19 protein-coding genes are annotated in these 16,010 nt (G+C 62.1%); 4 read left to right on the top strand and 15 right to left on the bottom strand.

Annotation, left to right across the window (positions count from 1 at the left end; all coding sequences use genetic code 11):
* Nucleotides 1-75 precede the first annotated feature (75 nt).
* From thrC to ffh, 10 genes are all read right to left on the bottom strand, one after another.
* Nucleotides 76-1,485 (bottom strand): threonine synthase, encoded by a 1,410-nt coding sequence (gene thrC / locus B597_RS42495; RefSeq protein WP_003293619.1) that lies wholly within the window; start codon nt 1,483-1,485, stop codon nt 76-78.
* A 74-nt stretch (nt 1,486-1,559) separates the two neighbouring features.
* The gene (locus B597_RS42490) at nt 1,560-2,864 is read right to left on the bottom strand and encodes a homoserine dehydrogenase (RefSeq protein WP_003293620.1); all 1,305 of its coding nucleotides are present in this window, start codon (nt 2,862-2,864) and stop codon (nt 1,560-1,562) included.
* An 82-nt stretch (nt 2,865-2,946) separates the two neighbouring features.
* Nucleotides 2,947-3,465 (bottom strand): GFA family protein, encoded by a 519-nt coding sequence (locus B597_RS42485; protein ID WP_003293621.1) that lies wholly within the window; start codon nt 3,463-3,465, stop codon nt 2,947-2,949.
* Between the two features lie 99 nt (nt 3,466-3,564).
* Entirely contained in the window at nt 3,565-4,290 is a 726-nt protein-coding gene (locus tag B597_RS42480; RefSeq protein WP_003293622.1) for a DsbC family protein, read from the bottom strand.
* 239 nt (nt 4,291-4,529) lie between these two features.
* A complete protein-coding gene (gene xerD, locus B597_RS42475) occupies nt 4,530-5,426 on the bottom strand; it encodes a site-specific tyrosine recombinase XerD (protein WP_003293623.1) in 897 nt (298 codons plus the stop codon).
* Nucleotides 5,427-5,621: 195 nt separating this feature from the next.
* Nucleotides 5,622-5,972 carry a 50S ribosomal protein L19 gene (gene rplS / locus B597_RS42470; RefSeq protein ID WP_003293625.1) on the bottom strand — a complete coding sequence of 117 codons (351 nt, stop codon included), beginning with the start codon at nt 5,970-5,972 and terminating at the stop codon, nt 5,622-5,624.
* A 42-nt stretch (nt 5,973-6,014) separates the two neighbouring features.
* A complete protein-coding gene (gene trmD / locus B597_RS42465) occupies nt 6,015-6,767 on the bottom strand; it encodes a tRNA (guanosine(37)-N1)-methyltransferase TrmD (protein WP_003293626.1) in 753 nt (250 codons plus the stop codon).
* Nucleotides 6,768-6,772: 5 nt separating this feature from the next.
* Complete coding sequence (rimM, locus tag B597_RS42460; RefSeq protein WP_003293627.1) at nt 6,773-7,309, bottom strand: ribosome maturation factor RimM; 537 nt, start codon at nt 7,307-7,309, stop codon at nt 6,773-6,775.
* 5 nt (nt 7,310-7,314) lie between these two features.
* Nucleotides 7,315-7,566, bottom strand: a complete 252-nt coding sequence (gene rpsP, locus B597_RS42455; protein WP_003293628.1) for a 30S ribosomal protein S16 — start codon at nt 7,564-7,566, stop codon at nt 7,315-7,317.
* A 211-nt stretch (nt 7,567-7,777) separates the two neighbouring features.
* Entirely contained in the window at nt 7,778-9,154 is a 1,377-nt protein-coding gene (gene ffh / locus B597_RS42450) for a signal recognition particle protein (protein ID WP_024162430.1), read from the bottom strand.
* Between the two features lie 248 nt (nt 9,155-9,402).
* On the opposite strand from ffh, the gene B597_RS42445 reads away from it, so the two are divergent.
* Nucleotides 9,403-10,203: a cytochrome C assembly family protein gene (locus tag B597_RS42445; protein ID WP_003293629.1), complete on the top strand. Its 801-nt coding sequence runs from the start codon at nt 9,403-9,405 to the stop codon at nt 10,201-10,203.
* Nucleotides 10,204-10,220: 17 nt separating this feature from the next.
* A complete protein-coding gene (locus tag B597_RS42440; RefSeq protein ID WP_003293630.1) occupies nt 10,221-11,507 on the top strand; it encodes an HlyC/CorC family transporter in 1,287 nt (428 codons plus the stop codon).
* A gap of 28 nt (nt 11,508-11,535) precedes the next feature.
* Here the strand turns inward: B597_RS42440 and purT are convergent, their stop codons facing one another.
* From purT to B597_RS42420, 4 genes are read right to left on the bottom strand one after another with little or no spacing between them, the layout of a single operon-like run.
* Nucleotides 11,536-12,717 carry a formate-dependent phosphoribosylglycinamide formyltransferase gene (purT, locus tag B597_RS42435; RefSeq protein ID WP_003293632.1) on the bottom strand — a complete coding sequence of 394 codons (1,182 nt, stop codon included), beginning with the start codon at nt 12,715-12,717 and terminating at the stop codon, nt 11,536-11,538.
* 45 nt (nt 12,718-12,762) lie between these two features.
* On the bottom strand, nt 12,763-12,954 hold the full coding sequence (locus B597_RS42430; protein WP_003293634.1) for a DUF1289 domain-containing protein: 192 nt from the start codon (nt 12,952-12,954) through the stop codon (nt 12,763-12,765).
* On the bottom strand, nt 12,951-13,472 hold the full coding sequence (locus B597_RS42425) for a gamma carbonic anhydrase family protein (protein WP_003293636.1): 522 nt from the start codon (nt 13,470-13,472) through the stop codon (nt 12,951-12,953). The genes B597_RS42430 and B597_RS42425 overlap by 4 nt, the downstream gene beginning before the upstream one ends.
* Before the next feature lie 57 nt (nt 13,473-13,529).
* A complete protein-coding gene (locus B597_RS42420; protein ID WP_003293637.1) occupies nt 13,530-14,147 on the bottom strand; it encodes a CoA pyrophosphatase in 618 nt (205 codons plus the stop codon).
* Between the two features lie 217 nt (nt 14,148-14,364).
* Between B597_RS42420 and B597_RS42415 the strand changes: the two genes are divergently transcribed.
* Entirely contained in the window at nt 14,365-14,931 is a 567-nt protein-coding gene (locus B597_RS42415) for an NUDIX hydrolase (protein ID WP_003293638.1), read from the top strand.
* Nucleotides 14,932-14,986: 55 nt separating this feature from the next.
* Complete coding sequence (locus B597_RS42410; protein WP_003293639.1) at nt 14,987-15,490, top strand: L,D-transpeptidase family protein; 504 nt, start codon at nt 14,987-14,989, stop codon at nt 15,488-15,490.
* A gap of 52 nt (nt 15,491-15,542) precedes the next feature.
* On the opposite strand, the gene B597_RS42405 is transcribed toward B597_RS42410, so the two are convergent.
* On the bottom strand, nt 15,543-15,860 hold the full coding sequence (locus B597_RS42405; RefSeq protein WP_003293640.1) for a YqfO family protein: 318 nt from the start codon (nt 15,858-15,860) through the stop codon (nt 15,543-15,545).
* Nucleotides 15,861-16,010 lie beyond the last annotated feature (150 nt).

Genomic DNA, 16,010 nt, shown 5'->3' with positions numbered 1-16,010 from the left:
CCCCGACCGGCAAGGCACACCCTGGCTAACGAAAAAGGCCAGTCACAGGACCGGCCCTTTTCATCAAGCGCAGTGCTACAGCGGCTTGCCGCGGTTGCCATGCTGGCCAACGAAGGCCTGGACGGCACTCAACTCGTTCGGCAGCACCGTGCAGCGCTCACCACGCTCGAACAGATCGGCCAGGTGCGCAGGCAGGGCAAGCGCCTGGCCGATACCCGCCTTCTCCACCGCATCCGGGAACTTCACCGGATGCGCCGTGCCCAGCGTCACCATCGGGATACTCGGGCTGCGGCGACATTCGCGAGCAGCATGCACACCGATGGCGGTATGCGGATCGAGCACTTCGCCGGTTTCCTTGAACACCTGCGCGATGGTCGCGCAGGTCTGCTCGTCGTCCACGGCCAGCGAGTCGAACAGCCGGCGCGCTTCGGTCCAACGATCCTCTTCAACCGACAGCTTGCCGCTGGCCCTGAAGGCATCCAGCAGCTCGGCCACGGCCTTGCCATTGCGCCCGTGCAGGTCGAACAGCAGGCGCTCGAAGTTCGAGGAAACCATGATGTCCATCGACGGCGACAGCGATGCATGCAGGGTGTCCTTGTCGTAGCGGTTGCCGGACATGAAGCGATGCAGGATGTCGTTGCGGTTGGTGGCGACGATCAGCTGATTGATCGGCAGCCCCATATTGCGCGCCAGGTAACCGGCGAAGATGTCGCCGAAGTTGCCGGTCGGCACTGAGAAAGCCACAGAACGAGACGGGCCACCGAGCTGCAGCGCAGCGTGGAAGTAGTAGACGATCTGGGCCATGATCCGCGCCCAGTTGATCGAGTTGACCGCCACCAGGCGCGTGCCCTTGAGGAAGCCCTGGTCGGCGAAGCTGGCCTTGACCATCTCCTGACAGTCGTCGAAATTGCCTTCGATGGCGATGTTGTGGATGTTGTCGCCGGCGATGGTGGTCATCTGCCGGCGCTGCACTTCCGACACCCGCTGGTGCGGGTGCAGGATGAAGATGTCGACGTTCTCGCAACGGCGGCAGCCTTCGATGGCGGCCGAGCCGGTATCGCCGGAAGTCGCCCCCATGATCACCACGCGCTCGCCACGCTTGGCCAGTACGTAATCGAGCAGACGGCCAAGCAGTTGCAGGGCAAAATCCTTGAACGCCAGGGTCGGGCCGTGGAACAGCTCCAGCACCCATTCGTTGCCATTCAGCTGGCGCAGCGGGGCGATGGCGCCATGAGCGAAGACACCATAGGTCTCTTCCAGGATTTTCTTGAAGTCGGCATCAGGAATGCTGCCGGCAACGAACGGCCGCATGACGCGAAAGGCCAGCTCGTGATATGGCAGACCAGCCCAGGAGGCAATTTCTTCCACGGTGAACCGCGGCAGGTTCTCCGGCACGTACAGGCCGCCATCGCTGGCCAGGCCGGTAAGCAGGACATCTTCGAAATTCAGGGCCGGCGCCTGGCCGCGAGTGCTGATGTAGCGCATTTGTTCAAACCTTCGGTGTTGGCTCGAGGTAGCAGGCGGCAGGCAGAACAGCCGCTGCGGCTACCGATGCCGGATTAATTCAGCTGTTCGACGCGAATACGCACGACCTTGTCCACCACATCGTCAAGCGCTTCCAGCGCGGCGATGGCATCGTCGATGCGCTGCTCGACTACCCGATGGGTTACCAGGATGACCGGAACCAGGCCGTCCTGCACCTCGGCTTCCTTCTGCATGATCGACTCGATGTTGATACCGCGCTCGGACAGGATGGTCGCGACCTGGGCGAGAACGCCCGGATGATCCTTGGCCTGGATGCGCAGGTAGTAAGCGCTTTCGCAGGCGCTGATCGGCAGGATCGGATGATCGGACAAGGCATCCGGCTGGAACGCCAGGTGCGGTACGCGGTTATTCGGATCGGTGGTCAGCGCCCGGGCAACGTCCACCAGATCGGCCACCACCGCCGAAGCGGTCGGCTCCATGCCGGCACCAGCACCGTAGTAGAGCGTGCTGCCGACGGCATCGCCATTGACCATCACGGCGTTCATGACACCGTTGACGTTGGCGATCAGGCGATCGGCAGGAATCAGCGTGGGATGCACACGCAACTCGATGCCGCTGTCGGTGCGCCGCGCCACCCCCAGGTGCTTGATGCGATAGCCCAGCGCCTCGGCATAATTCACGTCGGCAGTGGTCAGCCGCGCAATGCCTTCGGTGTAGGCCTTGTCGAACTGCAGCGGAATGCCGAATGCAATCGACGCCAGGATGGTCAGCTTGTGCGCGGCGTCGATGCCCTCGACGTCGAAGGTCGGATCGGCCTCGGCATAACCGAGCTCCTGAGCCTCCTTGAGCACGTTCTCGAAGGTACGACCCTTCTCGCGCATCTCGGTCAGGATAAAGTTGCCGGTGCCATTGATGATGCCCGCCAGCCAATTGATCTGGTTGCCGGCCAGCCCCTCGCGAATCGCCTTGATGACCGGGATGCCGCCAGCAACGGAGGCCTCGAAGGCGACGATGACGCCCTTGTCCCGAGCCTTGGCAAAGATCTCGTTGCCGTGCACGGCGATCAACGCCTTGTTCGCGGTAACCACATGCTTACCGTTGTCGATGGCCCGCAGCACCAGCTCCTTGGCCAGGGTATAGCCACCGATCAACTCGACGACGATGTCGATCTCGGGATTGTTGACGATCTCGAAAATGTCCGCGGTGACGGGGGTCGCCCCGGTGTCGCACTTGGGATTGGAATGCCGGGTGGCAATCTGCGCAACCTCGATTCCACGCCCGGCACGGCGGGCAATCTCCTCGGCGTTGCGTTTGAGCACATTGAAGGTACCGCCACCGACGGTTCCCAGCCCACAGATGCCAACTTTCACCGGTTTCAAGCTGAACTCCCCATTCACAGCGAAACGACCGGACCTGCCGGTCGACAAAAGAGTCGCACATTACGAAGGGAGCAGCCTTTAGTCAATCAGCCTGGCCTCGCGGCGGCCGCGAAGCATCGCCAAGTCCAAGCCGCTGGTGCCATTGCGCGAGCGACTCATCCGGGTACTCGGCAAAACAGCGATCCTGCGCCTGCAACTGAAGTTCCACCCAGCCCGCCCTGGAGTCGAGCATCAGATGCGTATGCTCCGGCGGCACGGGCAAGTCGCTGTCGATGGCCGAGGCGAACGGATGTACCAGATCGGGCCAGTTCGGGTCCCACAACCACAATGCGCTGGCGCAGTGCCGACAGAAATGCCGGCGCCCGTCGCTGATCCTGACCTCGCCGGTCTGCGCGTCGCTGAGCCGTGCCTGGTAGACACTTACGTGCTCGCTCCCCTCGATCCGTAACGAGTGGTAGTCGCCTCCAAGATTGATCGCGTACCCGCCTCCGCCCGCCGTTTTGCGGCAGATCGAGCAGTAGCAGCGCATGAATGGATAAGGCTGTGCTGATTCAAGGCTGAATCGCACAGCCTGGCAATGACAGGAACCTTCTAGCTTCATCGTGACCGACCTCGTTCGCCCTCACAGGGTTTGAACATGGCCAGCCGTGCAGTTCCAGCTCCAACCGATTGCTCCGATGCATTCGGACCGACGGCCAGATCACTCTGCCTTGAGCGCTACCTCTGCCAGCTGTGCTGCCGGCTGGTAACCGGGAATCATCTGACCATTGGCGAGGATAATGGCGGGGGTTCCCTGCACACCGATCATCTGACCCAGCTGATACTGCTTGGCGATGGGCGTATCGCAGCTGGCGGCTGCCAGCTCTTCTCGAGCCTTGGCCTTGTTCATGGCTTCCTGGCGATCCTTGGCGCACCACACGCTGGCCAGTGTGTTGGCCCCATGGCTACCCAGCCCCTGACGCGGGAAGGCAACGTAACGGACTTCGACACCCAGGCGGTTCAGCTGCGGCACCTCGCTGTGCAGCTTCTGGCAGTAGCCGCAGTCGGTATCGGTGAACACCGTGATATGGGTCTTGGGGTTCTTCGGCGCAAACACCACCATCTCGCTGGCAGGGATCGAGTTGATCTGGCTGGCGACCGCCTGGCTCTGGGCTTGCTCGGTCAGGTTGACGACCTGGCCGTTCTGGAACTGATAGAGATAGCCCTGGATGACGAACTGCCCGTCGGCGCTGGCGTACAGCTGACGGCCACCCTCGAGTTGCACCTGGTAAAGCCCCGGCATGGGGCTTTCGGCCACGGCCTCGATAGGCATGTCCGGCTGGATCTTCTGCAACGCCTGGCGAATTGCCTGATCCGGTTCGGCGGCCATTGCAACGGTGCTGGCCAGACCGACAGCGGCGGCAGCGAACAAACGAATCACGCCCATGGAAACTCCTGGCAGCGACGATCGGGAAAAGGTGGACAGCCTACCATAGCCACGCGCCGCGAACTGCTGGCCGCATCACCGCAAGTGCCGCGGAACGAACCGCCCGGGCCACCGCCGCGCCTGCGCACTTCCGCCCACCAGGCTTCGCTGCGCCGAAGCCAGACTGACACGGGTCCATTCCCGCGTCAGGCTTCGCAGAACCAGATCCAGGCAGACCGGCGTCGACTCACGCCGTGCGCTCACCCACGCGGATGGTGCTTCGCATGCAGCTCCTGCAGGCGCGCCCGGGCGATATGGGTGTATATCTGGGTGGTCGACAGGTCGCTATGGCCGAGCAGCATCTGCACGGTGCGCAGATCCGCACCATGATTGAGCAGGTGCGTGGCAAACGCATGGCGCAGGGTATGTGGCGAAATCGACGCGGCGATACCCGCGACCCTGGCGTGCAGCTTGATCCGGTGCCAGAAGGTCTGGCGCGTCATCTGATCGCCACGCCGACTGGGAAACAGCACATCACTGGCGCTGCCGGCGAGCAACTGGTCGCGCGCATCGCGCTGGTAGCGCTGCAGCCAGTGCAGTGCCTCGTCGCCCAGCGGTACAAGACGCTCCTTGTTGCCCTTGCCGAAGGTCCGCAGCACGCCCTGACGCAGACTGACCTGCTCCAGCGTCAGGCCGATCAGCTCGCTTACCCGCAAGCCGCTGGCATAGAGCACCTCCAGCATAGCCCGGTCACGCAGTCCCAGGAGATCAGCGACATCTGGCGCAGCCAGCAGCGCCTCCACGTCCGCCTCGGACAGCGCCTTGGGCAGCGGCCGCCCGAGCCGCGGCAGATCGACCCGCAACGTCGGGTCCACGGCAATCTCACCCTCACGCAGCAGGTAGCGATAGAAGCCGCGCAGAGCGGACAGGAAGCGAGCGGTAGAACGCGCCTTGTAGCCGTTGTCCAGGCGCCAGGCGAGATGATCGAGAATGATCTCGCGTCCCGCTGCGACAAGCCGGACACCCCGCTCTTCCAGCCAGCCATTGAACAGCGCGAGGTCGCTGCGATAAGCCTCACGACTGTTGTCCGCCAGGCCTTTTTCCAGCCAGAGGACATCGAGGTAGCGATCGATAACGGAATCGTCGAGTGCGGGCATGACAGCTTCAGCGAGAGCGGGGAACGACAGTCTTCCACAGGCCGACCAACGCAGCCAGCAGGCGAGCGGCAGGACGCACAATCGCCGGGAGGGATCGCACATAATGATCGCCCGGTGCCTGGGAACCTTCACCGCACCGGGCACAGAAACGAAAAAAGCAGCCCGGAGGCTGCTTTTTTGTTCGGAAATGCGGTCTTAGACCAGCTTTTCCTTGATGCGGGCGGCCTTGCCGGACAGCGCGCGGAGGTAGTACAGCTTGGCCTTGCGCACGTCACCGCGACGCTTGACGCTGATGCTGTCGACCATCGGGCTGTAGCTCTGGAAGGTACGCTCGACGCCCACACCGTTGGAGATCTTGCGCACGGTAAACGCGCTGTTCAGACCACGGTTGCGCTTGCCGATCACGACGCCTTCAAAGGCCTGCAGACGCTGACGCTCGCCTTCCTTCACCTTGACCTGGACGATGACGGTGTCGCCCGGCGCGAAGGTCGGGATTTCCTTGGTCATCTGCTCGGCTTCGAGCTGCTGAATGATCTTGTTGGTCATGCTGTGCTCCTAAGGTCAACCCCGCGGGTTGCCATCGATACGTTAACTATCGTCCCGCTGGCGGATGTATTCCGCCAGCAGCTTCTGTTCTTCTCCAGAAAGCGAGCGGCTATCCAGAAGATCGGCGCGTCGCTCCCAGGTCCTTCCAAGGGACTGCTGCAAGCGCCAGCGTCGGATGTGTTCATGGTTGCCACTAAGCAGCACCTCAGGAACACATTTATCCGCATACACCTCGGGTCGCGTGTAGTGCGGACAGTCGAGCAGGCCGTCGGTGAACGAATCCTCCTCGGCGGAACCAGCATGGCCCAGGGCGCCCGGAAGCAGCCTGGTCACGGCATCGATCAGCACCATCGCCGGCAGCTCGCCGCCGGACAGTACGTAGTCACCGATCGACCATTCCTCATCCACGTGCGCCTCGATGAAGCGCTCGTCAATACCTTCATAACGACCGGCGATGAGGATCAACGCTTCCTCGTTCGCCATATCGCGGACGTCAGCCTGTTTCAGCTGACGTCCCTGCGGCGACAGGTAAATCACCTTCGCCTTCTCACCCGCGACCTGCTTGGCATCCGCCAGTGCAAGCTCGAGCGGCTTGATCTTCATCACCATGCCGGGACCACCGCCGAACGGGCGATCGTCCACTGTCTGGTGACGGTCTTCGGTATAGCTTCTGGGATTCCAGCAGTTCAACTGCAACAACCCCTGCTTCACCGCACGACTGGTAATCCCGTAATCGCGTATCGCAGCGAACATTTCCGGGAACAGGCTGATGACTTCAACGCGCAAAGCGGCCATGCCGTTCAGAAATCCGCGTCCCAATCGACCTGCATCTCGCCCACTTCCAGATCGATCTTCAACACGCACTGATCGGTATAAGGCAGCAGTCGCTCGCGGTCATCCAGGCTTCCAGCACAGGGCTGCACGACCAGGACATCATTAGCTCCGGTCTCGAGCAGATGATCGACCCGACCGAGCAATTGCGCGGACTGGTTGAACACCTTCAATCCCTGGAGCTGATACCAGTAGTACTCACCGTCATCCAGGGAGGGAAGCTCGCTGCGGGGAATGCAGATCTCGAAGTCGGCGTAGGTACGCGCAACTTCGCGGTCATCCAAACCCTTCAGCGTTGCCACCAGAATCTTTCCCTGGAGGCGACCCTTGACCAGCTCGACCTGCTTGACTTCAGCGCCTCGCCTCAGCGTCCAGCGTCGATAGTCCAGCAGGTTGTCGATCGGATCGGTAAAGGAATAGACCTTTACGTCACCGCGCACGCCATGCACCGAAACGATCTTGCCGATGACGACCAGGTCATCGACCGGAGCAGACGTTGCATTCATGTGATTCAGGCGGCGGCCTTGGCAGCTTCCTTCAGCAGCTGAGCAACACGCTCAGACGGCTGTGCGCCCTGGCTCAGCCAGTAGGTAGCGCGCTCCTGGTTCACAGAGAGCTTCACTTCCGCACCAGTGGCGATCGGGTTGAAGAAACCGATACGCTCGACGAAACGACCATCACGCGGATTGCGGCTGTTGGTCACGGTCAGGTGGTAGAAAGGGCGCTTCTTGGAGCCGCCACGGGCGAGACGAATAGTTACCATGTGAACATCGTTCCTGTAGTCGGTGCTAACTTAAGGCACACACTTACTTAAAATGGGCCTAGGCCCGAAAGGCCGCACATTTTAAGGAATGCCGGGGATTTTGCAAACTCTTTTACCAAAGGCTCAGGGCTGACCAGAGCGCAGCTCTGGCAACGGGCTGCAGACGCCCCTTCGCCGCCGGCGTCGTCACACCCATGCGCCCCACCACCGATTAGAACTTCGGCATGCCGCCGCCGGGGAACATGCCTCCCATGCCGCGCATCATCTTGGCCATACCGCCCTTGCCGGTGACCTTCTTCATCATCTTCTGCATCTGCTTGTGCTGCTTGATAAGGCGACCGATGTCCTGCACCTGGGTGCCGGAACCCATGGCGATACGACGCTTGCGCGAGCCACTGATGATGTCGGGATTGCGCCGCTCAGCGGGGGTCATCGAGTTGATGATGGCCTCCATCTGCTTGAACTGCTTTTCTGCCGCGCCCTGGGCGTGTCCCATCTGCGACAAATTGACACCACCGATGGACGGCAACTTGTCCATCAGTCCGCCGAGACCGCCCATGTTCTTCATCTGCTGCAGCTGGTCGCGGAAATCTTCCAGGTCGAAGCCCTTGCCCTTCTTCAGTTTCTTGGTGAGCTTTTCGGCCTTTTCACGGTCGAGCGTCTGCTCGGCCTGTTCGATGAGGCTCAGCACATCGCCCATACCAAGGATGCGCGAAGCGATACGGTCCGGATGGAATGGCTCCAGCGCGTCGCTCTTCTCACCCATGCCGAGGAACTTGATCGGCTTGCCCGTCACGTGCCGGACGGAAAGCGCCGCACCACCACGGGCATCGCCGTCGACCTTGGTCAGCACGACACCGGTCAGCGGCAGCGCCTCGCCGAACGCGCGCGCGGTATTGGCCGCATCCTGGCCGGTCATGGCATCGACCACGAACAGCGTCTCTGCCGGAGAGATCGCCGCATGGACAGCCTGGATCTCCGCCATCATTTCGGCATCCACAGCCAGCCGACCGGCGGTATCCACCAGCACCACATCGATGAACTTGAGCCTGGCCTCGCGAATCGCCGCCTGGGCAATTTCGACCGGCTTCTGACTGGTGTCGGAAGGGAAGAAGGTCACACCGACTTCACCTGCCAGCGTCTCGAGCTGCTTGATCGCCGCCGGGCGATACACGTCGGCAGAAACCACCAGTACGGTCTTCTTCTTGCGTTCCTTGAGGAAGCGCGCCAGCTTGCCCACCGTGGTGGTCTTGCCCGCACCCTGCAGGCCGGCCATGAGCACCACCGCTGGCGGCGTGACGTTCAGCGCCAAGTCCTCGTTGGCCGCGCCCATCAGCTCTTCCAGCTCGGCGCGGACGATCTTCACGAATGCCTGCCCTGGGGTCAGGCTTTTCGAGACCTCGGTGCCGACTGCACGCTCCTTGACCCGATTGACGAACTCCTTGACCACCGGCAGTGCGACGTCAGCCTCGAGCAGGGCCATCCGCACTTCACGCAGCGTGTCCTTGATGTTGTCCTCGGTCAGCTTGGCCTTGCCAGTGACATGACGAAGCGTTTGTGAGAGGCGATCGGTTAGGTTTTCAAACATGAGCCATTCCACGCTGGATGTGCCGAAGGGCGCGATTATAGAAGGTGGATGCGCCGGGCCGGTACCCCGACCACTGTGCTTTTCGTCATTGCACTAGTTCAGCGTCCGACGAATGCACCGCCAGCAGGCATTGCGATGGCGCCCGCGGTGCAGCGATGCGCACTGCGGCGATCAGTACCCCGGCGCGGCTTTTGCACCTCAGGCGTTTGTGCCACACTCACGACCTTTCGAGCTCGTTACCAGAACCTATGCTCCCTCTGTTACCCAGCCTTGCTGCCGCCGCTCTTTATGCGGGTGCCGCGGGTTATCAAAGTTTGCGCCTGGCGCAACGCACAGTGCCGGACAGACGCCTGCTGCTGGCCACCGGCGCCCTCGCCCTGCTCGCTCATGGCATCAGCCTTTTCATTCAGCTGATATCGCCCAGCGGCCTGCACCTGGACTTTTTCACCGCCTCGAGCCTGATTGCCGCGGCCGTGATCCTGCTGATTCTGCTGGCGCTGTACCGGATGCCAGTGGAAAACCTGTTGCTGCTGCTGTTCCCCCTCGGCTGCCTGACGGTTCTCTTCGCACAGTTCGCGCCGTCGGGCACCGCACCAGCGATCGCCGAGGAGCCCGGCATACTCGCGCATATCCTGCTGTCGATCCTGGCATACGGCATGCTTACCATCGCCGTGTTCCAGGCGCTGTTACTGCTGCTGCAGGACCACCACCTCAAGCACAAGCACCCGTCGGGGCTGATCCGCAATTTCCCGCCATTGCAGACTATGGAAAGCCTGCTGTTCGGCTTCCTCTGGGCAGGCTGGGGGTTGCTGTCCGCCTCACTGCTTTCCGGCTGGCTGTTCCTCGATGACCTTTTCGCCCAGCATCTGGTCCACAAGACACTCCTCTCAGTGGTTGCCTGGCTCGTCTTCGGCATGCTGCTCTGGGGCCGACACCAGCTTGGCTGGCGTGGCTACAAGGCCATCCGCTGGACGCTGGCTGGGTTCTGCCTGTTGATGCTGGCATACTTCGGCAGCAAGCTGGTCCGCGAATTCATTCTGCACATCTGATGCGAACAGGCTAACTCGTGGAAAATTTACATCCCGGCTTTCTGCTCGGCCTGCTGATCTTCCTGCTGCTGTGCTCGGCGTTCTTCTCCAGTTCCGAAACCGGCATGCTCAGCCTCAATCGCTACCGCCTGAGACACCAGGCCAAGGAAGGCCACAAGGGCGCACGCCGCGCCAGTGCATTGCTGGCCCACCCCGACCGACTGCTGGGCACCATCCTGGTCGGTAACAATTTCGTCAACATCCTCGCCTCCTCCATCGCCACGGTACTGGCCATGCAGTTTTGGGGCGAAGCGGGGATCGCCATCGCCACCATTGGCCTGACCATCATTTTGCTGATCTTTGGCGAAATCACGCCCAAGACACTGGCCGCACTGCGCCCGGAAATCATCGCCTATCCGGTCAGCCTGCCGCTGATGATGCTGCAGAAGGTTCTCTACCCGCTGGTCGCCATGCTTGGCTGGGTGAGCAACGGCCTGCTCAGGCTGCTCGGCGTCGACCTTTCCAACAAGGGCAACGACAGCCTCTCCACCGAGGAACTTCGCAGCGTGGTGCGCGAATCGGGCAGCGACCTGCCACTGAACCGCCAGAGCATGCTATTGGGCATTCTCGACCTCGAACGGGTTACGGTCGACGACATCATGATCCCGCGTAATGAAGTCACCGGCATCGACCTGGACGATGACCTGGAGTCGATCGTCAGCCAGCTCCGCACAACCCCGCATACCCGCCTGCCGGTCTTCCGCAACGATATCAACCAGATCGAAGGCATCGTCCACATGCGGCAGATCGCGCGCCTGCTCAGCCATGACCAGCTGACCAAGGAAAGCCTGCTGGCAGCCTGCAGCGAACCCTATTTCGTACCGGAGAACACGCCGCTCTCCACCCAACTGCTGAACTTCCAGAAACAGAAGCGGCGAATCGGCATCGTCGTCGATGAATACGGCGACGTCCGTGGTGTGGTCACGCTCGAGGACATCCTCGAAGAGATCGTCGGAGAATTCAGCAATCAGGACGCACTGCGCAGCCCCGATATCCACCCGCAGGACGATGGCACCCTGGTTATCGACGGTGCCGCCTATATTCGCGAGGTAAACCGCGCATTGGACTGGCAGCTGCCCTGCGACGGCCCGAAGACGCTCAACGGCCTGATCACCGAAGCACTGGAGCATATTCCCGACAGCGGCATATGCCTGCAGATCGGCGACTATCGCCTGGAGATACTGCAGGCCGCCGACAATCGGGTGAAGAGCGTGCGTGCCTGGACCATCGGCGCCACGCCGTCAGCGACACCCCCGTTGGAATGACGGACCGGCGCCTACCGCCCCCTCTCCATCACAGCTGAACCTTCACCGCACGTGCCGCCCGCAGCGCCTTTTCCCGCGCGGCTTCGATGGATTCGTCTCGCGCCAGCGCCACGCCCATGCGGCGCTGGCCACTGACACCAGGCTTGCCGAACAAACGCAGCGCGGTATCCGGCTCGGCGAGCACGGCAGCAAGATTGCCGAAGCTGACCTCACTGGACTCGCCCTCCACCAGAACCACCGCCGAAGCGGCCGGGCCGAGCTGGCGAATGACCGGAATCGGCAGGCCGAGAATGGCCCGCGCATGCAGGGCGAACTCGGACAGGTCCTGCGAAACCAGGGTAACCAGTCCGGTGTCATGGGGCCGTGGGGATATCTCGCAAAACCACACCTGCTCGCCCCGAACGAACAGCTCGACGCCGAAGATGCCACGCCCGCCCAACGCGTCGGTAACCGCCAGCGCGATCCGCTTCGCCTCGGCCAGTGCCGCCGGTGCCATCGCCTGAGGCTGCCAGGACTCCTGGTAGTCGCCCTTCTCCTGGCGGTGGCCCACCGGCTCGCAGAAGCTGGTGCCGCCAGCGTGACGCACCGTCAGCAAGGTGATTTCGTAATCGAAGTCGATGAAACCTTCGACGATGACCCGACCACGCCCGGCGCGGCCGCCGGCCTGGGCATATTCCCAGGCCGCGTCGATATCGGCCTCGCTGCGCAGCACCGACTGGCCCTTGCCGGACGAGCTCATCACCGGCTTGACCAGGCAGGGAAAGCCCAGGGCCATAGCCGCAGCTCGACAAGCCTCCAGGGAGTCCGCGAAACGATAGGGTGAAGTCGGCAAGCCCAGCTCCTCGGCAGCCAGGCGGCGAATGCCTTCGCGATTCATCGTCAACTGCGCCGCGCGAGCGGTGGGAATGACCGTATAGCCCTCACCCTCCAGTTCCACGAGCGTGGCAGTCGCGATGGCCTCGATCTCCGGCACGATGTAGTGCGGTCGCTCCTGCTCGATCACGGCGCGCAGAGCGGCACCATCGAGCATGTCGATCACATGGCTGCGATGCGCAACCTGCATCGCCGGCGCATTGGCGTAGCGGTCGACGGCAATCACTTCCACACCGAGACGCTGCAGCTCGATGACCAGCTCCTTGCCGAGCTCGCCACAGCCACACAGAAGGACGCGAGTGGCGCTGGGAGACAGCGGAGTGCCTATTCTTGGCATGGGATTTCTCTTCACTCTTGAATACGAATAAACGCCAAAGGCGTCCTACATGAGTTGACCACCGAGACGAGCCCTCTCGCTGCAGCGCTGCAGCACCTGGCGACGCTCCTCGTTGCCCATCAGCCCCCAGCGTCGGATTTCGTCCGCGCTGCGCTGGCAACCGACGCAAAGGTCGTCTTCATCCAGAGCGCAGAGGCTGACACAGGGAGACGCGACCGGCTTTTCCTGCCCAATCACTCATCGAGCTCCAGGTCGCGCGCATAGCGCTGCGCGTTATGTACGTAGTGGGCAGCACTCGCCTCGAGCATCTTCTTCTGCTCCTCGGTCAGTTCGCGCACCACCTTGCCCGGCGAGCCGACCACCAGCGAACCGTCGGGAATCTCCTTGCCCTCGGCGATCAGGGTATTGGCGCCGATGATGCAGTGCTTGCCGATCCTCGCGCCGTTGAGCACCACTGCGTTGATACCGATCAGGCTATAGTCGCCGACTGTGCAGCCGTGCAGCATGGCGTTATGGCCCACGGTCACCCCGGTGCCCAACGTCAGCGGATGCCCCATGTCGGTATGCATCACGCTGCCATCCTGGACGTTGCTGTTCTCGCCGATGTGGATCAGCTCGTTATCACCGCGCAGGACAGCACCGAACCAGACGCTGGCCCCCGCATCCAGGCGGATCTTGCCAACCAACGTGGCATTGGGGGCTACCCAGCTCTGTGGATGGGCATCCACTCGCGACTCTCCCAGACGGTATTTCACGGCACACCTCTCAAATCAGCATGAATGGGGGCGCCGACGCTGCGGCGCCGGTATCGGTCAGGGCCTGCTGCGGCCGGACAAATCGACGAAAGCAGCCGGCGCACGGCGCATTTCGATGCCGGCGTCGTATATGACATTGACCAGTTCGACGATCATGATCGCAGTCAGGCCCCAGATCTGGTATTCGCCATAGCGGTAGGATGGGATGTACCAGCTCTGCCCCTGGTAATCGATACGGTGCGTGACCTCACGCGGGTCCTCGCAGAAGAACTCCAGCGGCACCGAAAACACCGAGGCGATCTCGGCATCGTTGGCACGATACTCGACATAGTCGGGAACCAGCCCGACATAGGGCGTGACATGAATGCCGTGCACCGAAACCAGGCTGCTGAGCGGCCCGACAACCTCCACCATGCCCGGCGCCAGGCCCACCTCTTCCTCGGCTTCACGCAGGGCCGTGTGCAGCAGATCGCGGTCTTCCGGGTCGCGGCGTCCACCGGGGAACGCTACCTCTCCGCCATGGGTGGAAAGGCCTGCCGCGCGAAGCGTCAGCACCAGCTCAGGCGATTCGCTACGGGTGATCGGCATCAGCACGGCCGCTTCGGGCAGGCGCCCCTCCGGCTCCAGAGAATGCGGGGAATGAGCACGCACCCGGTGGAGTATTGTGTCCAGCATGAACTTTCTCGTTTCGTCTTTGACCGGCATCATGGCATGAAAGGCGCGACCGCCCAAGGCCCCAGAAAAGCCCATCTGCGCGTGACGGATGCGTACAGGGAAGCACATCACTGAAAGCGACCACAGTGATTGCCGAGAAGAGGGAGCGACCGCACGGCAACCTTGCCGAAACCAGGCAGACGGACCAATATCCGCCGAGCCCAGCAGGAAACCAGCCATGAAATACTGCACGCAGTGCGGCAATCCGGTACAGCTCCGTACCCCTCAGGGCGACAATCGTCCGCGCTTCGTCTGCGATGGTTGCCAGACCGTGCATTACCAGAACCCACGCATTGTCGCCGGCTGCCTGGCAGTCTGGGATGATCGGGTATTGCTCTGTCGGCGCGCGATCGAACCGCGGCGAGGCTACTGGACGCTACCGGCCGGCTTCATGGAAAACGGCGAAACCCTGCAGCAGGCCGCCGAGCGCGAGACACTTGAGGAGGCCTGCGCACGGGTCAGGGATCTGCAGCTGTATACCCTGTTCGACCTGCCGCACATCAGTCAGGTGTACATGTTCTTCCGCGCCCGACTGATCGATGTGGACTTCCGTGCCGGCGACGAAAGCCTCGAAGTGCAGCTGTTTCGCCAGCAGGACATCCCTTGGTCAGAGCTGGCTTTTCCGACCATCGGGCGTACCCTAGAATGCTTTTTCGCCGACCGGGTGCAGCAGACCTTCCCGGTGCGCAACGAAGCCATGACAGGCCTCCATAATCGCCGCCAGGAGCAGCATCAGGCAAGCTGATGGCCACCTGGCACCGCAATACAGGTCTGATGTAGTCCCTACAGGAAAAGCTTCGATGCGTTGGCTGTTCGCTCTGCTCTGTCTCGCCTTTACCGCGTTCTCCCATGCCAACGCGACACCCAGCCTCGACGGCCCGCGCGTCGACAAGGTGCTGGTAATCAAGTCGGAACGCAAACTGCATCTGGTCAGCGCTGGCCAGACGCTCAAGAGCTATCGCGTCTCCCTGGGCAAGCAGCCACGCGGCGCGAAGCTGCGCGAGGGCGATATGCGCACGCCCGAGGGCTTCTACTGGATCGACTGGCGCAAGACCAGCGACAAATACAACCTGTCGATGCACATCTCCTACCCGAACGCCCGCGACCTGGCCCAGGCACAGCAGAAAGGCGTGCCGCCGGGAAGCATGATCATGCTGCACGGCACACCACTGGACGAGGAGTACCCAGAGTGGTTCTTCCACACCCTCGACTGGACGGAAGGCTGCATCGCCCTGAGCAACAGCGACATGCGCGAAATCTGGTCACTGGTCAGGGACGGTACGCTGATCGAGATTCGCCCGTAGATCATCCGGAACACCGCCGCGCCATCAGTGCGGCATTCCGGATCGTCCATCATCAGAACTGCATATCGGACAGGCGCCACACCTCGAAAGCTGGCGTTTCGTAGGGATGGGCCTTCTTCATGGCCTTGACGCTGTCATGGATCAGCTCATCCGCGACCACCATTTCGACCTTCCACTCGGCCACATGCTGCACCTGTCCCACCTCGCCGAGAAAAGGCCGACTCCCCTCCAACGGGCGATACTGCCCCTGTCCCGGCACCTGCCAGCAGCAGCTGTCATAGGCGCCGATCCGGCCCGCGCCCACCGCGAACACTGCCTTCTTGACCGCTTCCAGATGACTCTCCGGAACATAGAAACACAGCTTGTACATCGACCTCTCCGTGCAGATTGAGCCCGGCGTGGCGCCAGGCGAGCCCAGTGGCAGTTTGCCATCCGCGCGAACCGCAAAAGGTGCTACGCATCATAATTGAGACGTCGCGCGACGCCCGCCGTTCGAAGATCATCGCCCAAAATAAAAAGG

Source organism: Stutzerimonas stutzeri KOS6 (assembly GCF_000307775.2).
GTDB lineage: Bacteria > Pseudomonadota > Gammaproteobacteria > Pseudomonadales > Pseudomonadaceae > Stutzerimonas > Stutzerimonas stutzeri_B.
Note: the sequence above shows the minus strand (reverse complement) of the source record. Positions and strands in the feature narration are given on the sequence as shown.

Bases quoted from the DNA above. Each gene is read 5' to 3' on its own strand.
- thrC (WP_003293619.1), bottom strand. From the start codon at position 1,485: ATGCGCTACATCAGCACTCGCGGCCAGGCGCCGGCCCTGAATTTCGAA.
- B597_RS42485 (WP_003293621.1), bottom strand. From the start codon at position 3,465: ATGAAGCTAGAAGGTTCCTGTCATTGCCAGGCTGTGCGATTCAGCCTT.
- B597_RS42480 (WP_003293622.1), bottom strand. From the start codon at position 4,290: ATGGGCGTGATTCGTTTGTTCGCTGCCGCCGCTGTCGGTCTGGCCAGC.
- xerD (WP_003293623.1), bottom strand. From the start codon at position 5,426: ATGCCCGCACTCGACGATTCCGTTATCGATCGCTACCTCGATGTCCTC.
- rplS (WP_003293625.1), bottom strand. From the start codon at position 5,972: ATGACCAACAAGATCATTCAGCAGCTCGAAGCCGAGCAGATGACCAAG.
- trmD (WP_003293626.1), bottom strand. From the start codon at position 6,767: ATGGCCGCTTTGCGCGTTGAAGTCATCAGCCTGTTCCCGGAAATGTTC.
- rimM (WP_003293627.1), bottom strand. From the start codon at position 7,309: ATGAATGCAACGTCTGCTCCGGTCGATGACCTGGTCGTCATCGGCAAG.
- rpsP (WP_003293628.1), bottom strand. From the start codon at position 7,566: ATGGTAACTATTCGTCTCGCCCGTGGCGGCTCCAAGAAGCGCCCTTTC.
- ffh (WP_024162430.1), bottom strand. From the start codon at position 9,154: ATGTTTGAAAACCTAACCGATCGCCTCTCACAAACGCTTCGTCATGTC.
- B597_RS42445 (WP_003293629.1), top strand. From the start codon at position 9,403: ATGCTCCCTCTGTTACCCAGCCTTGCTGCCGCCGCTCTTTATGCGGGT.
- purT (WP_003293632.1), bottom strand. From the start codon at position 12,717: ATGCCAAGAATAGGCACTCCGCTGTCTCCCAGCGCCACTCGCGTCCTT.
- B597_RS42420 (WP_003293637.1), bottom strand. From the start codon at position 14,147: ATGCTGGACACAATACTCCACCGGGTGCGTGCTCATTCCCCGCATTCT.
- B597_RS42415 (WP_003293638.1), top strand. From the start codon at position 14,365: ATGAAATACTGCACGCAGTGCGGCAATCCGGTACAGCTCCGTACCCCT.
- B597_RS42410 (WP_003293639.1), top strand. From the start codon at position 14,987: ATGCGTTGGCTGTTCGCTCTGCTCTGTCTCGCCTTTACCGCGTTCTCC.
- B597_RS42405 (WP_003293640.1), bottom strand. From the start codon at position 15,860: ATGTACAAGCTGTGTTTCTATGTTCCGGAGAGTCATCTGGAAGCGGTC.